Source organism: Paenibacillus sp. LHD-117 (assembly GCF_030929555.1).
Classification (GTDB): domain Bacteria; phylum Bacillota; class Bacilli; order Paenibacillales; family Paenibacillaceae; genus Pristimantibacillus.
Genome location: NZ_JAVFVT010000019.1, coordinates 57,388 through 76,831, shown reverse-complemented (window position 1 = coordinate 76,831; position 19,444 = coordinate 57,388). Strand labels below are relative to the sequence as shown.

Annotated in this window: 17 protein-coding genes; all 17 read left to right on the top strand. The window is 56.8% G+C overall.

From position 1 onward, the window contains the following. Window positions 1–124 precede the first annotated feature (124 nt). The 17 genes from RB620_RS16170 to RB620_RS16090 all read left to right on the top strand — a co-directional run bounded on the left by RB620_RS16170 (window position 125) and on the right by RB620_RS16090 (window position 19,438). Entirely contained in the window at window positions 125–2,353 is a 2,229-nt protein-coding gene (locus RB620_RS16170) for a methyl-accepting chemotaxis protein (RefSeq protein WP_308095983.1), read from the top strand. A 203-nt stretch (window positions 2,354–2,556) separates the two neighbouring features. Next, window positions 2,557–4,221: a spore germination protein gene (locus tag RB620_RS16165; RefSeq protein WP_308095981.1), complete on the top strand. Its 1,665-nt coding sequence runs from the start codon at window positions 2,557–2,559 to the stop codon at window positions 4,219–4,221. Then, a complete protein-coding gene (locus RB620_RS16160) occupies window positions 4,218–5,468 on the top strand; it encodes a Ger(x)C family spore germination protein (RefSeq protein ID WP_308095979.1) in 1,251 nt (416 codons plus the stop codon). Before RB620_RS16165 ends, RB620_RS16160 begins: the two co-directional genes overlap by 4 nt. Window positions 5,469–5,479: 11 nt before the next feature. Next, window positions 5,480–5,719, top strand: coding sequence for a hypothetical protein (locus RB620_RS16155; protein ID WP_308095978.1), 240 nt, complete (start codon window positions 5,480–5,482; stop codon window positions 5,717–5,719). A gap of 4 nt (window positions 5,720–5,723) precedes the next feature. Continuing rightward, on the top strand, window positions 5,724–6,875 hold the full coding sequence (locus RB620_RS16150) for a GerAB/ArcD/ProY family transporter (protein ID WP_308095976.1): 1,152 nt from the start codon (window positions 5,724–5,726) through the stop codon (window positions 6,873–6,875). Between the two features lie 135 nt (window positions 6,876–7,010). Next, window positions 7,011–7,376, top strand: a complete 366-nt coding sequence (locus tag RB620_RS16145; protein ID WP_308095975.1) for an NADH-quinone oxidoreductase subunit A — start codon at window positions 7,011–7,013, stop codon at window positions 7,374–7,376. Next, window positions 7,367–7,885: a NuoB/complex I 20 kDa subunit family protein gene (locus tag RB620_RS16140; RefSeq protein WP_308095974.1), complete on the top strand. Its 519-nt coding sequence runs from the start codon at window positions 7,367–7,369 to the stop codon at window positions 7,883–7,885. The genes RB620_RS16145 and RB620_RS16140 overlap by 10 nt, the downstream gene beginning before the upstream one ends. After that, window positions 7,882–8,808 carry an NADH-quinone oxidoreductase subunit C gene (locus tag RB620_RS16135; RefSeq protein WP_308095973.1) on the top strand — a complete coding sequence of 309 codons (927 nt, stop codon included), beginning with the start codon at window positions 7,882–7,884 and terminating at the stop codon, window positions 8,806–8,808. Before RB620_RS16140 ends, RB620_RS16135 begins: the two co-directional genes overlap by 4 nt. Before the next feature lie 7 nt (window positions 8,809–8,815). Then, window positions 8,816–9,916, top strand: coding sequence for an NADH-quinone oxidoreductase subunit D (locus RB620_RS16130; protein ID WP_308095971.1), 1,101 nt, complete (start codon window positions 8,816–8,818; stop codon window positions 9,914–9,916). Further along, complete coding sequence (gene nuoH, locus RB620_RS16125) at window positions 9,916–10,926, top strand: NADH-quinone oxidoreductase subunit NuoH (RefSeq protein WP_308095969.1); 1,011 nt, start codon at window positions 9,916–9,918, stop codon at window positions 10,924–10,926. Before RB620_RS16130 ends, nuoH begins: the two co-directional genes overlap by 1 nt. Before the next feature lie 20 nt (window positions 10,927–10,946). After that, window positions 10,947–11,396: an NADH-quinone oxidoreductase subunit NuoI gene (gene nuoI, locus RB620_RS16120; RefSeq protein ID WP_308096066.1), complete on the top strand. Its 450-nt coding sequence runs from the start codon at window positions 10,947–10,949 to the stop codon at window positions 11,394–11,396. Continuing rightward, a complete protein-coding gene (locus RB620_RS16115) occupies window positions 11,397–11,918 on the top strand; it encodes an NADH-quinone oxidoreductase subunit J (RefSeq protein WP_308095967.1) in 522 nt (173 codons plus the stop codon). It abuts the gene before it with no gap. A gap of 5 nt (window positions 11,919–11,923) precedes the next feature. Then, a complete protein-coding gene (gene nuoK, locus RB620_RS16110; protein WP_308095966.1) occupies window positions 11,924–12,226 on the top strand; it encodes an NADH-quinone oxidoreductase subunit NuoK in 303 nt (100 codons plus the stop codon). 7 nt (window positions 12,227–12,233) lie between these two features. Beyond that, window positions 12,234–14,120, top strand: coding sequence for an NADH-quinone oxidoreductase subunit L (gene nuoL / locus RB620_RS16105; protein ID WP_308095964.1), 1,887 nt, complete (start codon window positions 12,234–12,236; stop codon window positions 14,118–14,120). A gap of 2 nt (window positions 14,121–14,122) precedes the next feature. Then, window positions 14,123–15,745 carry a complex I subunit 4 family protein gene (locus RB620_RS16100; RefSeq protein WP_308096064.1) on the top strand — a complete coding sequence of 541 codons (1,623 nt, stop codon included), beginning with the start codon at window positions 14,123–14,125 and terminating at the stop codon, window positions 15,743–15,745. Between the two features lie 3 nt (window positions 15,746–15,748). After that, the gene (locus RB620_RS16095) at window positions 15,749–17,296 is read left to right on the top strand and encodes an NADH-quinone oxidoreductase subunit N (RefSeq protein WP_308095962.1); all 1,548 of its coding nucleotides are present in this window, start codon (window positions 15,749–15,751) and stop codon (window positions 17,294–17,296) included. Window positions 17,297–17,974: 678 nt separating this feature from the next. Further along, on the top strand, window positions 17,975–19,438 hold the full coding sequence (locus RB620_RS16090; RefSeq protein WP_374121416.1) for an RNA-guided endonuclease InsQ/TnpB family protein: 1,464 nt from the start codon (window positions 17,975–17,977) through the stop codon (window positions 19,436–19,438). Window positions 19,439–19,444: the final 6 nt, after the last annotated feature.

Sequence of the window (19,444 nt, the reverse complement as noted above, 5' to 3'; positions counted from 1 at the left end):
TGATGATAATTTTTACATAATTCGTATTTAGTTTGTATAAATATATCCAAATGTCGATTCTTGTATGTTAATATAGTTAACATATAAAAAGAAAAGCTGGACAGGAGAAACGGGGGAGTGGAGCATGTTTGACTGGCTTGGGGCGAAAACGGGATTTCCGCTTTGGATTTCGTGGCGCCTGAATAAGGACTTGAAGGAAGACGTGGAGCAAATCTTCGAAGGTTTCGCCGAGACGCGCAAGGAGCTGCTTATGAATTGGGCAGAGGATGAATGGAAGCAGCTGGAGAGGCTCGGCGCGCACATCCATGATCTGCTCGAAGGCAATGCCAAACATGCCGAGTCGGCGGAACATCTTGCGCGAATCGAAGCGCAATTGAGCAAAGCGTATGCGAGAGCAACGAATATGACCGAAGTTTTCTTCTTGGATGCCGACCGGACTGTAGCGGCTACGACGCACAAGAAGCATCTTGGAACGGTATATGGCGTCCAAAGCTTGCTTCATGCGGGTTTGACGTATTGCGCGCAGCAATCTTCTCAAGCGAGGAATTGTTTGTTCGGCCCTTATCATGACGAGTTTACGCAGTCCATCGGGCCCCGTTCTTCTTCCTTTCACGACGCGATGACGTTGCTGTTCATGCACCCGATCGTGATTGCCGGCCAAGTAGCCGGCACGTTATGCGGCCGTGTGCCGAACGACGTGATCGGCGATCTCATTCAGCGGGAATCCGGGCATATTTACCCCGACTCGGGAGACAATTACTTGTTCATGGCCGAAGCGGGGCTTAACCGCCATATCAAACCCGGCACGGCATTATCGAGAAGCCGCTTCGAAGATCGTACTTTCACGCATGGGGAGAACTTGAAGGACGGTGTCACGACGGAATGGGGCATCGTGTCGGTGAAAGAGCATACCGAGCTCGAGCTTCTGTTCACGGATCCCGCGACAGGCGAGCTTCATCCCGGCGTATCGAATACGATCAAGAACGGCAGCAATCTGTTCGTCTCCTTCCCCGGTTATTCCGACTATCGCCACATTCCCGTCATCGGAAAAGGCGTTACGTTCCAGCTTCCGCATTGTCCGGATAAGTGGGGCATGATGTGTGAGGGCGATCTGGAAGAGGTGTACCGCATTCGAAGCATCGGATGGCGGCAGCGCAGACTGCACCTCATTTCGACGATCACGGTCAGCGTCTTGATGACCGCATTAATCGCGTTTATCGCCATGCATGCATCGCCTTGGCTTATCGCGGCTGCCGCAGGCGGATTTAATCTGTTGTTCGGTCTCCTCGTCATCGACGCGTTCAAGCGCAAGGAAGAGAACAGAGTCGTGCAGCATATGCGCATGCTGACGCGTTTCATTCGGATGAATGCGGAAGGAAAAGGCGATCTTACGCAGAGATTGCCGCTCGGGGATTTCGACAACGATGAATTAAAGGATATCTCGAAGTGGCTAAACAACATGATGGACTCTTTGGAAGGCATTATGCTGCAGGTGAAGCTCGCCGCGTCGGATGTGACCACAAGCCAGAGAACCTTGCACGAATCCGCTGCCGTTACGACCAGCTCGACGGGGCGGGTCAGCGGCCAGATCACGAATATGATCGGCAGCATCCGGCTGCAGCTGAAGGATATCGATATGGCGAAGGAATCGGCGGATACGATGCGCGACACGCTACTTCGCATGGAGGAGCAGGCGTCCGAGCAGATCGCCATCGCCCAATCCGAGGTCGATCGCATCGGCGACAAGATGAGGCATATTTCCACCAAGGTTGGCGAGACGAATGCGACGATCCACACGTTCATGAACACGGTGCAAGAGATTCAAAGCGTGCTTCAAGTCATCGAGCAAATTTCGTCGCAGACGAATCTGCTCGCGCTGAACGCGTCCATCGAAGCGGCGAGGGTAGGGGAGCAAGGGAGAGGGTTCGCCGTCGTCGCGAGCGAGATCCGGAAGCTGGCTACGATGACGAAGGAATCGACCGAGGAAGTGCATGCGATTACGCATAACATTTATGAGGAAGCGAAAAAAGCCTTTGTCTCGATGGAGGAAGGCACGAAGGTGGTCGAGGAGGGCAACCAGCTGGTTGCCGCGGCAATCGGCACGCTCAGCGAAGCCAGCAACCGGGACGCCCGCAAGTCGGCGGTGGTCGAGGAGGTCGTCCAGCTGCTGGAGAACATCGCGCTCGTCAGCCGCCAGAACAGGAAGGTTTCCGCCGAAGTGGAAGGACGCGTGCAGGATCTGATCGGCGAGATGAACAACGTGCAGCAAACTTCGCAGCATGTCGAAGCCATCACGTCGCTTATGCATCAATTGGTAAGCCAATTCAAGCTCACGGAAACGCGTGTGAGATAATAAGACCAAAATCAGAAACCGTTCGGAAGACGCAATCGCGTCTCCGGGCGGTTTTTGCATATCCATTGCTGTTGAACGATGAGCCGACGCGTTGAACGTAACGGTGATTGAGGAAGAGGGATACGTTGCGTTAAATACATAGTTTTTCCATGGATGAGTCATTCTAAGGGGTATCTAAATCCCGGAGGAATGGAGGGGCTTCCATGTTCGGAACACATATGGCGAAGAAGGCGGGCAAGAGCAAGCGGAAGGAAAGAAATTCGCCGAGCGCGGACAAACATGTCGCGGAACAGATGAAGGACTACGAGAACCAGCCCATTCTTCCGGACCTGCCAAAGCTGCTGGACAAGATCAAGCGCGAGATGGGCGAAAGCGAGGATCTGACAATTCGGGGTCTCGACCTGACCGACCGCCTCGGCAATGACGAGAACAAGGACATCGCGATCGTCTACATACAAGGCATGACCGAACAAGAACGAATGGACGAGTTCATCCTGCGGTCGATACAGGTAGATTCCGAGCTTGCGGATCGGCTCAGGCTTCTGCATGCTGGCGTCAGGCCGGTTGAATCGAGTTCGCCGGAGGAACCGGTCATGAACCGGATCAAAGGGCATTTGATCTCGATCGGATTAATCACGGAGGTTACGACGTTCAAGGAGCTCTTCGAAAAATTATTTCTCGGTTACGCGCTTATTTTCGTGGACGGCTGCGGCGTGGGAATCGGCTGCAACGTCAACGGCGGTCCGAAGCGATCCGTGGAGGAGCCGAAGACGGAGATGATGATCCGCGGTCCGCGGGAAGGCTTCACGGAATCGCTTCGCGTGAACACGATTCTGCTCCGGCGCAAGATCCGCAGTCCGAAGCTGTGGCTCGAACAGAAGAAAGCCGGCGAGATCACGCAAACGCCGGTCGCCATCATGTACATTAAGGGCCTCGCGGACGAGGATGTGCTGGAGGATCTGCGCGGCCGAATCGACGATATCAAGATCGACGGCATTTTGGAGTCCAGCTATATCGAGGAAATGATCGGGGACCAGAAATGGACGCCGTTCCCCACGATCATTAGCCACGAGCGCCCCGATGTCATCGCGAGCAACCTGCTAGAAGGCCGGATTGCCATCATCGTCGACGGAACGCCGTTCGTGCTGGTCGTGCCATCGACGCTCAACATGTTCTTCCAGGCGGCGGAGGATTACTACCAAAGCTATCAAATGGCGACGTTCCTCCGCATGCTGCGTTTCGTCTCGTTCATTATAGCCCTCCTCATGCCGTCGCTGTACGTGGCGGTCATCGGCTATCACCAGGAGATGATTCCGACGCAGCTGCTGCTCAAGCTTGCCGCGCAGCGGGAAGGCGTGCCGTTCCCCGCTTATCTCGAAGCGTTCATCATGGAGCTCGTATTCGAAATTTTGCGCGAAGCGGTGCTTCGAATGCCGAGTACGGCGGGCAGCGCGCTCTCGATCGTCGGAGGTCTCGTCATCGGGCAGTCGGTTGTCGAGGCTGGCATCGTCTCGTCGGCCGTCGTGATCGTGGTTGCCTTCACGGCGATCTCCAGCTTCGTTGCGCCGGTCTACAGCCTTGGCATTGCGCCGAGATTGCTGCGATTCTTGCTGCTCATCGCGGCGTCTACGCTCGGGTTCTACGGCATCGCGCTCGTCGTGCTGCTCATCTTGCTGCATATCAGCAACCTGCGCTCGTTCGGGATCCCGTATTTGAAGCCGTTCGCCCCTTTCTACTGGAAGGATTTTAAAGATACGCTCCTCCGTGCGCCTTTATGGATGATGAGAGAGCGGCCTCAGAAGCTGGCGAATCAAGATCAGGTCAGAGAGGAATCGGCCATCGAACCGAGAAGGGAGCCGTCGCAATGAAGAAGCGATTCGCCCTACAGCTGAAGTTTGGCTCGCTGGCCGTTCGACTGGCGCTCGTCGCGCTGCTGGCATCTGCCTTGCTCCCGCTCGCGGGCTGCTGGGACATCCGTTACTTGGATAAGCTTGGCGTCGTGATCGCATTGGGCGTTGACGACGATCCCAGCGGCAAGTTCCGCTACGAACTGACGGTTCAGGTCGTCCTGCCGCAGAACGCGACGACCGGCGACGGCGGCGGGGACGGCAGCCCTGTCATGACGATTACGGAGAAAGGCGATACGCTCTTCGAGGCGATCCGCAAAATGTCGGCCAAGACGTCGAGGAGATTATTCTTCTCCCATACCCAGCTGCTTGTCATTAGCGATCAAGCGGCATCGAGGGAGGGCATATTCCCGCTCATGGACCTGATCGACCGTAACGCCGACATTCGGACCGACATCAGCGTCGTCATCGCAAGGGGCGTCAAGGCGGGCAAGCTGCTTCAGATCCGGACACAGATGGAATCGGTGCCCGCCAATCAGATGAAAGAGATGATCACCGTCGATCAGAAAGCGAAAGCCCAAGTCTACGGCGTGCTCGTGCGCGACATCACCCGAAAGGCCAACTCCGAGAAACAACAGGTCGCGATTCCCGCGATCGGGGTCGAGGGAGATCCGGATGCGGGCAGCACGAAGGAAATCGTCGACCGCATCGATCCGAAGGTGCTCCCGGAGCTTACGACGATGGCGATCTTCAATCATGGCAAGCTGATCGGTTATTTGTCTCCGAATCAATCACGGGGGCTAGCCTGGTCGCAGGACAAAGTGGAGAACACGGTCGTCAAATTCCCGTGCGCCAATAACAAAGGACATTACATCATGGAAGTGATTCATTCCGGTACAAAGGTGAAGGCGAAGCGGGCGACGGGGGACAGCGAATTGCCCTCCATCTATATACAGGTCCGGCTGGATGCGAGCGTGCACGAGATCACTTGCCCGGAGCTGTCCATTCATGACGAACATACGTTGAAGACGCTCGAAGAAGGCCTTGATGCAGCAGTAGAGGCAGAGATTCAATCGGCTGTCGAAGCCTTGAAGGGCAGAAACGTAGACGTCATGGGCTGGGGGGAGCAAATCTACAGGGACCAACCGGCTGCTTGGCGAAAGTTGAAGACGAATTGGAAATCGGTGTTCCCGCGGATCGAGTACGAGATCGAATGCATCAGCCATGTCGATTCCATGGGCGCAAGAACCGATGCCGTAGCAAATTGAGGGGATAACTTATGGTGCAAGTATTGATTATCTCGTTGTTTACCGTGCTCGCCACTATTATGATTTGGAAACGAAATTTGGCCAAGCGGCAGGTCAGGGAAGCTTGCTGGGCGACGGTCATCCTATGGGGAGCGGGGGCTCTTCAGACGGCGATTGCGCTCCATCTGCCGATCAGCCTTCCGACCGACTGGATCTCCATCACATTCGAGCCGATCTATGTTCCGATCGTGGAATGGATCAAAGGAGGATAAGCAAATGCCCAAAATGAATGGCGTGTCGAATGGCGAAGTCACCTCCGGGCAGCTGGCCAAAATGCTGTATTTGTTCTCCCTCGGCAGCGCAGCGCTCATCGTGCCTACGGCGACCGTTTCCATTGCGAAGCAGGACGGTTGGATAACGATGCTGCTCATCATTCCGATCCATTACGGGATCGTCCTGCTCTATTTGGCGCTCATGAACCGGTTCCCGCGGCTGACGATCGGCCAATTTTCGGAGGTCATCGCGGGGAAATGGGCAGGCAAGCTCATAGCCTTGACGTACGTGTTCTTCTTCTTCGTGCTCAGCACGCTGGTGCTTCGGAACATGGTCGATTTCATGAGCAAGACCGTCCTGCCGCAAACGCCAAATTGGTTTATTAGCGGAACGTTCATGGTGGTTATTATATACGGGGTTTATCTTGGACTCGAGACGATTGCCCGTACGGGCGAAATGCTGTTCGTATGGACCGTCTTCGTTCTGGTCATCATCACGGTGTCGCTGATGAACCAAGTGCATCTGGAATTTTTTGCACCCGTGCTCGGGAATGGCTGGATGACGCCGCTGAAAGGCATGTACCCCGTGCTCGGTTTTCCTTTGACGGAATGTGTGTTCTTGACGGCGATCCTGCCGATGGTGAAGAAGACGGAGCGGGAGAAGCTGCGGAAACGCGTATTCTTGGCGGTGGCGATGAGCGGCGCGATCAGCACGCTGATCGTCGCCTTGTTGATCGCCGTGATGAGCCCTTCGGAAGTATCGAGAAGCCCGTTCGCGGTTTATGAGATGGCCAAGCTCATAAATATAGAAGAGATCCTCGTTCGCGTCGAGATTCTATTCGCCGTGATCTGGATCGGTACCGTGTTCATGAAGCTTTCCTTATGCTTCTACACGTTGTCCATCCTGCTGGGGCAGTTACTGGGACTTCGCGCGTACCGTCCGCTTGTCTTCCCGCTTGGCGTGCTGATTGCTTCACTATCGCTCGTCATCTACCGCAACGGCGTTCACACGACGACGTTCGCCATGAACGTATGGACGGTGTATAGCGTGGCGCAAGGGCTCGTCCTTCCGCTGCTGCTGCTTCTGGCCGCCTATGCGTTGCGCAAGCGAAGCAGCCTGGACGGACGTTTCCCGCTAAACGGTCCGAATCCGTAGGAGATGCGCGGGTACATGGCCAACTCCGTCATAGACGGTCGTGGAAGCATTTGTTATAATTGTGAGGAAAAATGAACCGTACCTTTCCTAGCAATTCGAACAGATCCCATACCATCCAATGACGGAGGCGATCGTGTGGAAAATTACGTCAACCACTACGTTGTCGTCGCCATCTTTCTCGTGCTGGGCATCCTGCTTCCGGTCGTCGCATTGTCCCTGGGCAAGCTTCTCAGGCCTCACAAGCCGACGGAACCGAAGAGCAGCACGTACGAGAGCGGCAACGAACCCGTAGGCGAAGGTCAGGTCAGATTCAATATCCGGTATTACTTGTTTGCGCTTATGTTTGTTATTTTTGATGTGGAAACCGTTTTCTTATATCCATGGGCCGTTGCGTACAATAAGCTCGGCCTTTTTGTTCTGGTCGAAATGGTCATTTTCGCGGGAATGCTGCTCATTGGACTCCTATACGCATGGAAGAAGAGGGTGCTGAGATGGAATTGAACCTGGAATCGATTACGCTCGAAGAACGCAAAGAGCTGGAACGCAACGTATTCATGGGCACGCTGGAGAGCCTTAAGGCATGGGCGCGCAGCAACTCGCTGTGGCCGCTTACGTTCGGACTCGCCTGCTGCGCCATCGAGATGATGGGCACGGGAGCTTCTCACTACGACCTGGACCGGTTCGGCGTCATGTTCCGCACGTCGCCAAGACAATCGGATGTCATGATCGTCTCGGGTACCGTGACGAAGAAGATGGGACCGCTGCTGCGCCGTCTGTACGACCAGATGCCGGAGCCGAAGTGGGTCATCGCCATGGGTTCCTGCGCGACCGCGGGAGGGCCGTACGTGAAGTCATACGCCGTCATTAAGGGGGTCGACCAGATCGTGCCCGTCGACGTCTACATACCGGGCTGCCCGCCGAATCCGGCGGCGCTCATCTACGGCATCAACAAGCTGCAGGAGAAAATCCGCTACGAAGGGAAGACAGGGAAGCGGGTGAACGGAGGGTGAGCGACGAGCAGAAGAAGGAGCCGCAGGAGCCGGGGGCGGCGGAAGCGAAGGAGAAGTTGGCGTCTGCCGGCGGAGACGAGGCGAAGGCTGAACAGGGCGGCGCGGCTGAGGCAGAGGCGAAGCCTGAGGGCGAGCCTGCCGCGGCGGTGTCCGCGGAAGAGGGCGTACCGCAAGCCGCGCCCGAGCCGGCCGCCGATCCGGAGCGCGAAGCGAAGCTGAAGGCGGCCGCGGAGGCGCGTGCCGCAAGGGCCGCGGCGAAAGCCAAGGCGGAGGCAGAGGCCGCGGAGTCCGGCGGAAGCGCGCCGGCTGAAGCAGCCGCCGATCCGGAGCGTGAGGCTAAGCTGAAGGCGGCTGCGGAAGCGCGGGCGGCGCGGGCCGCGGCCAAAGCCAAGGCTGAGGCTGAGGGCGCGGAAGGGGCGGCGCCCGAGGAGCCGAAGCCGCCATCCGTCCGGCTGCCGGAGCTCGAGCTGCTGCAGGCACTCTTGCGGGGCGAGGTCGCGGAAGACGCGATCGATGAAGCGTATCTGAACGAGCTGAACGGCGACATGCCGACTCTCGTCTTGAAGAGCGGGCATTGGCCGTCGGCCGCGCGGCTGCTGAAGGAGCACGGCGAGCTTCGGTTCGATTATTTGCGCAACGTGACCGGCGTCGATTACGAGACCCATCTCGAGGTGGTCTACCATCTGCTGTCGCTAGTCAGCAAACGCGATGTCGCCGTGAAGGTGAGGACGGAGCGCGATGCCGCTTCCGTTCCGTCCGCGACGCCGGTGTGGCAGTCGGCGAACTGGAACGAACGCGAGATTTACGACTTGCTGGGCGTCGATTTCCCCGGCCATCCCGATCTGAGGCGGATCATGATGCCGGACGACTGGGTCGGCCATCCGCTTCGCAAAGACTACGAACCGCTCGATTCGGAGGTGTAGCCAGTCGATGATTCGAACTGAGGAATTGCTGCTAAACGTAGGACCCCAGCATCCAAGCACGCACGGCGTGTTCAGAATCGTGGTGAAGCTCGACGGAGAAGTGATCACGGAAGCTACGCCGGTCATGGGTTATTTGCACAGGGGAACGGAGAAGCTGGCGGAAGACTTGAATTTTACGCAAATCATTCCTTATACCGACCGAATGGATTATGTCTCGGCCATGACGAACAACTACGTTATCGTCCACGCTGTGGAGAAGATGATGGGGCTGGAAGTGCCGCTTCGCGCCGAATTTCTGCGCCTGATCGTTATGGAGCTGCAGCGGGTGGCCAGCCATCTCGTCTGGTGGGGCACGTACTTGCTTGACATCGGGGCCATGAGCCCGTTCCTGTACGCGTTCCGGGATCGCGAAATGATCATTAATTTATTCAACGAGCTGTGCGGCGCGCGGCTTACATACAATTACATGCGAGTGGGCGGCGTGAAGTGGGATGCTCCGCCCGGCTGGATGGATAAAGTCGAAGCATTCATCCCGTACATGGAGAAAAAGCTGGAGGAGTACGATAAGCTGGTGTCGGGCAACGAAATTTTCCTCGCCCGTATCAAGGGCGTCGGACGATACGACGCGGAGACGGCGATCGACTACGGCTTGTCCGGCGCGAACCTGCGCTGCACCGGCGTGAAGTGGGATCTGCGCAAGGATGAACCGTACAGCCTATATGACCGGTTCGAATTCGACGTACCCGTCGGGACGAACGGCGATTGTTACGATCGTTACCGGATCCGGCTGGAGGAAATTCGCCAAAGCCTGCGCATTTTGAAGCAAGCGGTCGCGCAGTTTCCGAAGGACGGCGAGACGATGGGGAAAGTGCCTCGCGCCATTCGTCCCCCCGCGGGCGAAGCCTACGCCAGAATCGAATCGCCGCGCGGCGAGATCGGCTGCCATATCGTATCCAAAGGCAAGGCCGAGCCGTACCGGCTCAAATTCCGCCGGCCGTCGTTCGTCAATCTCGGCATCCTGCCGAAGCTTCTCGTCGGCGAGTCGATGACCAATCTGATTACGATTCTGGGCGGCATCGATATCGTGGTCGGGGAGGTGGACTGCTGATGGGCGCATGGCTGAACGAGACGATGACTTGGGGAAACGCGCTTATTTTGTTCGTGTGGGGAGTCGTCTTCCTGCTGATCGTGCTGGGGTTCGTGACGTATGCCATCTACTACGAGCGGAAGGTCATCGGCTGGATGCAGCTCCGGATCGGTCCGAACCGCGTCGGGCCGCTCGGCTTGCTGCAGACGGTGGCGGATATCCTGAAGCTGCTCATCAAGGAAGACACGATACCGCGCAAGGCGGACCGGCTGCTGTTCATTCTCGCGCCGGCGCTCGCGTTCGTGCCGGCCTTCGCCGTGCTGGCGGTCATTCCGTATACGGAAAAGCTTTATTTTGCCGACCTCAACGTCGGTCTTCTCTATTATGTGGCGCTCTCCGGGATCACTACGCTGGGGATGGTGCTCGGCGGGTGGGCATCCAATAACAAATACGCGCTGCTTGGGGGCATGCGTTCGGCGGCGCAGATGATCAGCTACGAAGTGCCGCTGGTCATCTCGGTCGTCGGAGTGATTCTGCTCAGCGGCAGCTTGAACCTGAAGACGATCGTCGCCGCCCAAGGCGACTGGTTCTGGGAGTGGAACTTCCTGCCCCAGATCATCGGCTTCGCCGTATTCTATATCGCGGCCGTATCGGAGCTTAACCGAACGCCGTTCGACCTGCCGGAGGCGGAGTCGGAGCTGGTAGCCGGTTATCACGTCGAGTACAGCGGCTTCCGGTTCGCGTTTTTTATGCTGGCGGAATACGTGTACGTCTACGCCATTGCCGCTCTCGTGACGGTGCTGTTCCTGGGAGGCTGGCATCCGCCCGCCCCATTCCTCGATTTCGTGCCCGGACTGGTCTGGTTCTTGCTGAAGTTCGTCGCCGTCGTCTTTTCGTTTTTCTGGATCCGGGCTACGTTCCCGCGCCTCCGCGTGGACCAGCTGATGGGACTCGGTTGGAAGGTGCTGCTGCCGGTCGCGCTGCTGAATGTGTTTTTGACGGCCTTATATCTGGAGCTGTTCGTCAAATAAGGATTGGAGGAATTCGCATGATGAACGGAATGCTGCAAGGACTCGGCGTTACGCTGAAGTCGATGGCCGCGCCCAAGGTGACGACCGCTTATCCCGATGAACCGATTCATATGCCGGACCGCTTCCGCGGCATCCAGCATTTTATTCCCGACCTGTGCATCGTCTGCAACCAATGCGCAAGAATTTGCCCGACCGACTGCATCACGCTGACGGGCAAGCCGAATCCGGATCCCGAGAAGCGGGGCAAGGTCATCGACACGTTCGATATCAATTTCGAAATTTGCATCCTGTGCGATCTGTGCACGGAGGTATGCCCGACGGAAGCGATCGTCATGACGAACCACTTCGAGCTCGCGACCTACAGCCGGGACGAATTGTATAAGGATGCGGAGTGGCTGACCGACAATAATACGCTCGTGCGCAAGGATAACAACAACATCGGGGCACCGGCCAAAGGAGGCGCCAAATAATTGTTTAACGTGGAGGTTACGGGAGCATTCGTAGCGTTCTTCATTTTCGCCGCCGTCATGATTGCCGGCGCCGTCCTTATGATCAGCTTGGAGAAGGTCGTTCACATGGTCGTATCCATGGCGGCGGTATTCCTCGGCCTCGCCGGCATATACGTGCTGCTGGACGCGGAATTCGCAGCGTTCGTCCAAGTGCTCATCTATGCGGGCGCGGTGTCGATCCTGATGATCTTCGGCATTATGATGACCAAGCACGACGCGCAGAAAGAAACGGTCGGCACGCTTCGCGAGACGCTAGCCGCCGCGGGGGCGCTTAGTCTGTTCGGCCTGCTGTTCTACGCGATTCGCACGACGGAAATTCCGGAAGCGGGAGCTGCGGGGGTGCTTGAGGCTGGGACGGACAATACGATGGCGATTGGCGAGCTGCTCTATACCGGCTATATCGTGCCGTTCGAGCTGCTGTCCGTCCTGCTCACAGTGGCGTTCATCGGCGCGATCTCCTTGGCGAAGAAGGAGGCGGATTAATTAAGATGTTACCTTCTTATCTGACGCTGGCCGCGATTCTGTTCTGCATCGGCTTGTACGGCGCACTTGCCAAGCGCAACGCGATTATCGTGCTCCTCTCGCTGGAGCTTATGCTGAACGCGGTCAATTTGAACTTGATCGCCTTCTCCAAATACGGGGTCGTCCCGTCATTGACGGGCCAAATCTTCTCGGTCTTTACGATTACCGTTGCCGCGGCGGAGGCTGCCGTTGCCGTAGCGGTGCTGATCGCGCTGTTCCGGGCCCGGGGCTCCGTGGACGTCGAACAAATGAATGCCATGAGGAGGTGAAGCGGGAATGGACTTCTATACGAAAGCAGCTTGGGTCATTCCGCTCATCCCGCTCGCCGCGTTCCTGGCGCTGACGGCGCTGGGGCGGAATTTCCGCAAGGCGGGCGTGCTGATCGGATCTTTGGCCGCCCTGGTTTCATTCGTCCTATCGGTGCTGGTGCTGCTCGAGCGGATCGGACCGAATGCGGTCGACTACGATTATAGCTTCGACTGGATCAGCATCGGGGGATATACGTTCGAGCTTGGCTTCGAAGTCACGAATCTGACGGCGCTCATGCTGATCGTCGTCACCTTCGTCGGATTGCTCGTCAACGTCTACTCGGCCGGATACATGAAAAAGGACGAACGTATTACCGTTTTCTACGGTTACGTTGCGTTATTCACGTTCTCGATGCTGGGACTGGTGCTGTCGGACAATATGCTGTCCTTGTACGTCTTCTGGGAGCTTGTCGGCGTCTGCTCCTTCCTACTGGTCGGCTTCTGGTATACGAAACCTGCCGCGAAGGCCGCCGCCAAGAAGGCATTCATCGTGACGAGAATCGGCGATGCGGGGCTGCTGATCGGCATTTTCCTTTTATTTTGGTACATGCCGGAGCATGCCCTGGGCTTCACGATGATCGAAAGTGTCTTCGAAGGCCAAGGCGGCTCCATCGCGACGGGCATTACGACGGTTATCGCGCTGCTGATCTTCCTCGGCGCCGTCGGCAAGTCGGGCCAATTCCCGCTGCATGTCTGGCTGCCGGACGCGATGGAAGGGCCAACCCCGATCAGCGCCTTGATCCATGCGGCTACGATGGTCGCTGCCGGCGTATACTTGCTGGCGCGAACCTTCCCGATTCTGGAGGCATCCGCCTTTGCCGGCGACGTCGTCGCATACGTGGGCGGATTCACGGCGCTCTTCGCCGCGACGATCGCGATGGCGCAGAACGATTTGAAGCGCGTGCTTGCCTATTCGACGATTAGCCAGCTCGGTTATATGATGATGGCGATCGGGCTAGGTTCTTGGACTGGCGGCATATTCCATCTGTTCACCCACGCGTTCTTCAAGGCGCTCCTCTTCCTCGCAGCGGGGAGCGTCATTCATGCCGTTCATACGCAGAACATCAAGGAAATGGGCGGACTTTATCCGCGCATGCGCGTGACGGCCCTAACCTTTGCGATCGGCGCGCTGGCGCTCTCAAGCATCCCGCCGCTGGCGGGCTTCTGGTCGAAGGATGTGATTCTAGCGGTCGCGCTTGAGCAGAACCCGTTCCTGTTCGCGGTCGGGCTTGCGGCAGCGCTTTGCACGGCCTTCTACATGACGCGGGTGTTCGCGCTCGTCTTCCTGGGCAAGAGAGGAACAGGAGCGGAAAGCTTGGGCGTCGCGAAGGCAAAGGAATCGCCGGTTACGATGACCGTGCCGCTCGTCGTGCTAGCGGTCGCGGCGATCGTTGCGGGATTCGTCGAGACGCCATGGAACGGCTGGCTCGGCGGCTGGCTGTCGGGCGAGGAAGCAGGCGCACACGGAAACGTGGTAGCGATTACGCTGTCGATCCTCGCAGGGGCGGCCGGTGTTTATCTCGGCTGGCTGTTCTACGGTTCTGGACGTCTCCGCCCGGCCGCCGTCAAAGAATCTGCGCCATGGCTCGTTCGCCTGCTTGAGCGGAAGTATTACATCGACGAGGCCTATGAGCTGGTGTTCGTCCGGGGGCTCCGCGCGCTTGGAACGGCGCTAGGAGCATTCGACAAGTACGTGATCGGGGGGCTGGTCAAGTTTGCCGGCTCGGTCGCGAGCTACTCTGGCAAGACGGCGCTCCGCTTGCAGAACGGGCAGATCCAAACGTACAGCCTCGCCGCCGTGATCGGCATCATCGTGCTGGCGGTCGCCATCATCGGAAGGAGGCTTCTATCATGAGCATGCTGGCCGACATTCCAGTGTTGTCGATCATTTTGTTAGCGCCCGTGCTCGGGCTGGCCGTTCTTCTGCTGCTTCCCAAGGGGCGGCATCGCTGGATTACGGCTGCCGCGGTCGCGGCTACGCTGATCCCGCTGGTCTTGTCCTTATGGATTTATGCCGATTACGACAATCATCAAGGCGGCGAGGTCTACAGCGAAGACGCGGCATGGCTGGAAGTGCCGGTCAACCACGACTTGCGGCCGGATACGGATATCGTTTTCTCCTTTAACTATTCACTTGGCCTTGACGGATTATCCTTGCCGCTGCTGCTCCTCACGACGATCGTGACGGCAATGGCAGCGCTCGCGGCTATTCACGTGAAGAAACGGCGCAAGGCGTTCTACGCATGGTTCCTGCTGCTCGAATTCGGTATGCTCGGTGTGTTTATGGCACGCGACGTGTTCTTATTTTTTATATTCTTCGAAGTGACTTTGGTGGCCATGTATTTCCTGATCGGGATATGGGGGTATTACAACCGCGAGCGAACGGCCAACCAGTTCCTCCTCTACAACGGAATCGGATCCGCGCTTATGCTGATCGCCTTCGTGCTGCTCGTGAATACGGCAGGGTTCCGGATCGAGGAGACGACCGGCGGTGCGCAAATGATCTACAGCGGAAGTTATATGGACATCGCCAGAAATCTGGCCGATCCGAACGCATGGGTGAATCTGACCGCAGCCGCCACGGGCGGTCTCAATCCGTTCGAGATGAGCGGCGCCATGGCTTGGACGATCTTCGTGCTGCTGCTGATCGGATTCGGGATCAAGCTGCCGGTGTTCCCGTTCCATACTTGGATGCTGAAAGTCCATACGGAAGCCTCTCCCGCCGTCGTCATGATTCACTCGGGCATCCTGCTGAAGATGGGGGCATATGGTCTGCTGCGCTTCGGCTTGCTGCTTTTCCCGGAGCAGGCTCGCGAGTGGGCGGTCGTTCTCGCGACGCTTGGCCTCGTCAATTTGCTGTATGGGGCTGTACTTGCCTTCCGTCAGACCGAGTTCAAGCTTGTACTCGCCTACTCCTCGATCAGCCATATGGGCATCGTGCTGCTCGGCTTGGCCGCATTTAACGAGATCGGTTTGCAAGGCGCGGTCTTCCAACTCGTCTCTCACGGCTTCGTCTCGGCGCTGCTCTTCCTCATCGTCGGCAGCCTATATGAACGGACTGGTACGACCGAAATTCCTGCGCTGGGAGGGCTAGCGCGCTCTATGCCGTTCATGAGCGGGATGCTGCTGACGGCAGGGCTCGCTTCGCTTGGTTTGCCGGGCTTGTCCGGCTTCGTCGGCGAATTCCTGTCGCTGCTCGGGTTGTTCGAGACGATGCGGTGGCTGACGGCCGCGGCGGTGGTGGGCATTATTTTGACGGCGGTGTACGTGCTTCGAAGCGTGCTCGGCATTACGTTCGGAGAACGGCGCGAGGAGCATGTCGCCTTGAAGGATGCCCGTTTTATCGAGGCGCTGCCCATGATCGTGCTGCTTGCTTTTATCGTGCTGCTCGGCTGTTACCCGTCCGTCCTGACGGATACGGTGCAATTCAGCGTCGGCGGCTTCATGGATCAATTATTCGCGACAAGGTCAGGGGGGTAAGCAATGCCGGACAATACGGAGTTTGTGCCGCTGACATGGCCGGATGTGCTGATCATGTCTCCCGAGCTGCTGCTTGGCCTTTGTTTCATCGCGTTGATCGTGCTCGACCTCTTTCTCCCGCGCGGAGTGAGTCGGGGCTGGATCGGCGGACTGACATTAGCGAGCCTTCTGGGAGCGGCACTGCTCGTCGCGCTTCGGATGATCGATATGAACGCCGGAGAAGGGGATGCCGCGATCATCTCGCTGCTCGGCGACAGCTACCGGATCGACGATTTTGGGAGTCTGCTGAAGTTGCTCTTCCTCCTCGGCACATCTTTCGTCGTGCTGCTCGGGTTAGGATCGACGTCGCGCGACGACGCCATTACGGACAAAGGCGAATATTTCTACTTGCTGCTTCCCGCCGCGATCGGCGCGATGGCGATGGCCTCCTCCGGCAATCTCGTGACGCTGTATATCGGGCTGGAGCTGCTCAGCATTACGAGCTACATCCTGGTAGCCATGCGGCGCAAATCGGACTTATCCGCGGAGGCGGCGTTCAAGTACGTGGTGACCGGAGGCATATCGTCGGTCTTCATTTTGTTCGGCATGTCCTATCTGTACGGGGTAACGGGATCGGTGCAGCTGAATGCCATCGGAGAGGCGCTCCCTGGGGCCGTGGAGAACTACGAGGCATTCGTCTATGTCGGCTTCGGCATGATGCTGGCGGGCTTCGGGGTCAAAATCGCGGCCGCGCCGTTCCACGCCTGGTCGCTCGACGTCTACCAAGGCGCGCCGACGCCGGTGGCGGCGTTCCTCGCGGTCGTATCCAAGGGGGCTGCGCTCGCCGTCGTCATGCGCATCGTTTATTCGACGGGGCTGTTCGGCGCGAAGGATGCCGGAGGAGCGGGGCAGGGCGACGATTTTTTCTTCGCCATTCTGCTCGTCGCGGCAATCGCCATGCTCGTCGGCGTATTCGCCGCCCTTCGGCAAAAAAACGCGAAGCGATTGCTCGCCTTGTCCGGCGTGGCGAACGCGGGTTATCTGCTCGTGCCGATCGGGCTTTCGATTACGGCGGTGCACAGCAACAACGCGACGGAGCTGCTGTTCTATCTCGCGGCATACTTGCTGATGACGATCGGCGCTTTCGCGGTGCTGACGGTCGTGGGCCGCTCCGCCGGTCATGACGAGCTGAAGGGTTTCGCGGGCATGTATCACCGGGCGCCGTGGACGGCCGCGGCGATGGTCATTTTCCTGCTGTCGCTGGCGGGGCTGCCGATCTCGGCGGGCTTCTTCGGCAAGCTGTTCATCTTGCTGGGCGCCGCCAATGCCAAAGCGTATTGGATCGTGGCGGTGATGGTGCTGAGCAGCGTCATCTCGTACTATTTCTACTTCGGGCTCATTCGTCAAATGTTCATGCGAAGCGGCAGCGAAGACGCCGTGCGGGTTCCGCTGCCGATCGGTCTGGTCATCTGGCTGTGCGCCGCGGGTACGATTCTGCTCGGCGTGTTCCCGGGATTGCTCGTCGATTTTATCGATTCTGTGTTCTCCTTCCAGGGGGATTTGATGCGGTGAGACGCGGCTGCGGCGGATAGGGCTGCGGGAAAGAGGCTGGCCGCCGCGCCGAGGACTAGCGCTTGAGGTTACCACGCTGATACTATTTATGAAGCTTGATCATACCGCCTCTGCTGCTAGGACCGTTATCGGGGGGGTAACGGCTCGGGCGGGGGCGGTTTTTTGCTTTCCTAGCGCCTGACTTGGTCAAGCGAGTTGCTGGTCATGTGGATGTCATTGGAAAAAAATATCTCGGCGACGGACCGAAACTCGAGACGGGATACGAAGGTATAAAGGAGGGGGAGAAGTTGGTGCTCCTTCCCATAGGATGTCGCAAGGAAGAATATGTCCGAAGAAAAAAATAGAACCAAACTATCGTCAAGAAACCATTCATGCATCTACCGATGAATCGCTTGTTCATTAATTGATGTCAAAAACGCTTGCCCGCTTTACGCAAACAAACTACGGTCCGATCGCCGTCTCAAGGAACAGTCCTGCCCATTCGTTCCCGAAAACATGGCAAGGTACGCAGTTAGCATAGGTCTATCAATTTCGCCGAGAGGACTCCCACTTCTGCAAGTGGCGAGGTGAATCGGCGTCTTCCTGAGTCTTCTCTCAAAATGTTCTTCTTCCCCAACAACATATGCGATATAATTGAAACAGAACATATATTCGCATTATTTATGGAGGGGAGGTGAGATCTTGCCTGAAGCGAAGAAAGATTATCGAACCTATCAAATTTGGATTAAACCCGGTCATCGATTGTTTGCTTACTTGGACCAGGCTTGTCAGGATGCCAAGAATCTCTACAACACGACGAACTTTTATATTCGTCAAGTGTTTACAGCTTTTGGGCGGAATGAACCGCTGCAGCCGTTGCAGCAGCAAGTTATAGACACGCTTAACTCAACTATTGACGCCATGAACGAGCGACGAAACGAAATGAATCGTTCTCGCCCATTCAAGCTTCCGACCCAGGAAACTCCTTTTATTCAATATAACTTCCTGGACGCTTTATTCAGAGTGATGGAACAAACCGACTATCGGGCGCTTCCCGCGCAAAGCAGTCAAGGAATCATGAAAGTTGTGTTTCAAAACTGGAACGCCTTCTTCGCCAGCATCAAGGACCACCGCAATCATCCTGAGAAGTATAATGGACAGCCCCATATACCGGGATATGCCCGAAACAGGGTGAAGGAAGTAGTCTTCTCGAATCAGGATTGCGTGATCAAAGATCGGAAGTATCTCAAATTCCCCAAGACCAAGCTGCAGCTTAACATTGGCAAGTTAGGCCATACGGATGGCAGATTGATGCAGGTGCGAGTAGTCCCAAGCTATGGCCGCTATGTAGTCGAACTGGTTTTTGTAAATCAGAAAGCAATGAAGGAAGCTACGCAAGAAAACGTAATGGCCGTAATTCATTCTGATTTACTAATGGCAATTGATCTTGGCGTCAACAATCTTGCAACCATCGTCACTACCACCGGTTCGAAACCGGTCGTGGTGAAGGGCGGGATTGTCAAGTCGATCAATCAGTACTACAACAAGATGAAGGCCTATTACACGAGCCTTCTACGCATGGGCAAAGCGCCTGGCGAAGGAACGCACACATCGAGACGGTTAGAACGGATGCATCTGAAGCGACACCGCAGGATCAAAGACCTGTTCCACAAGGTAAGCTTTCAGATTGTGAATCTGGCTGTGGAAGAGCAGATCGGCACGATCGTCATCGGGCATAACGACGGCTGGAAGCAAGAGGCTTCGATCGGGCGGCGAAACAATCAGTCCTTCTGTCATATCCCTCATCGGATGCTGATCAAGATGATCCAATACAAAGCGGCAGAGCATGGCATAACGGTTATTCTGACGGAAGAAGCATACACCTCGAAAGCCAGCTTCCTGGATCATGACCCATTAGTAGATTTACGGTCGTTTTCGCGGCTTGGTGAACAAAGCATGCATCTCTTCTCTGGCAGGCGAATATATCGCGGGCTGTATAAGAGCGCAAAGGGCTTGATTCATGCCGATGTGAACGGCGCAGCCAACATTATGCGAAAAGTATTCCCAAACGTATCCCCCCAAGGAACGAATGGGATAGAGGGGTTGGATGGCAAAAAGACCATCAACGTGTCAACTCCACTGGTGTTAAGTATCCTGAAATAAGGGATG

Coding starts and splice junctions, on each gene's coding strand:
- RB620_RS16150 (WP_308095976.1), top strand. CDS start 5,724: ATGCCCAAAATGAATGGCGTGTCGAATGGCGAAGTCACCTCCGGGCAG.
- nuoI (WP_308096066.1), top strand. CDS start 10,947: ATGAACGGAATGCTGCAAGGACTCGGCGTTACGCTGAAGTCGATGGCC.
- RB620_RS16140 (WP_308095974.1), top strand. CDS start 7,367: ATGGAATTGAACCTGGAATCGATTACGCTCGAAGAACGCAAAGAGCTG.
- nuoK (WP_308095966.1), top strand. CDS start 11,924: ATGTTACCTTCTTATCTGACGCTGGCCGCGATTCTGTTCTGCATCGGC.
- nuoH (WP_308095969.1), top strand. CDS start 9,916: ATGGGCGCATGGCTGAACGAGACGATGACTTGGGGAAACGCGCTTATT.
- RB620_RS16095 (WP_308095962.1), top strand. CDS start 15,749: ATGCCGGACAATACGGAGTTTGTGCCGCTGACATGGCCGGATGTGCTG.
- RB620_RS16165 (WP_308095981.1), top strand. CDS start 2,557: ATGTTCGGAACACATATGGCGAAGAAGGCGGGCAAGAGCAAGCGGAAG.
- RB620_RS16170 (WP_308095983.1), top strand. CDS start 125: ATGTTTGACTGGCTTGGGGCGAAAACGGGATTTCCGCTTTGGATTTCG.
- nuoL (WP_308095964.1), top strand. CDS start 12,234: ATGGACTTCTATACGAAAGCAGCTTGGGTCATTCCGCTCATCCCGCTC.
- RB620_RS16100 (WP_308096064.1), top strand. CDS start 14,123: ATGCTGGCCGACATTCCAGTGTTGTCGATCATTTTGTTAGCGCCCGTG.
- RB620_RS16160 (WP_308095979.1), top strand. CDS start 4,218: ATGAAGAAGCGATTCGCCCTACAGCTGAAGTTTGGCTCGCTGGCCGTT.
- RB620_RS16130 (WP_308095971.1), top strand. CDS start 8,816: ATGATTCGAACTGAGGAATTGCTGCTAAACGTAGGACCCCAGCATCCA.
- RB620_RS16155 (WP_308095978.1), top strand. CDS start 5,480: ATGGTGCAAGTATTGATTATCTCGTTGTTTACCGTGCTCGCCACTATT.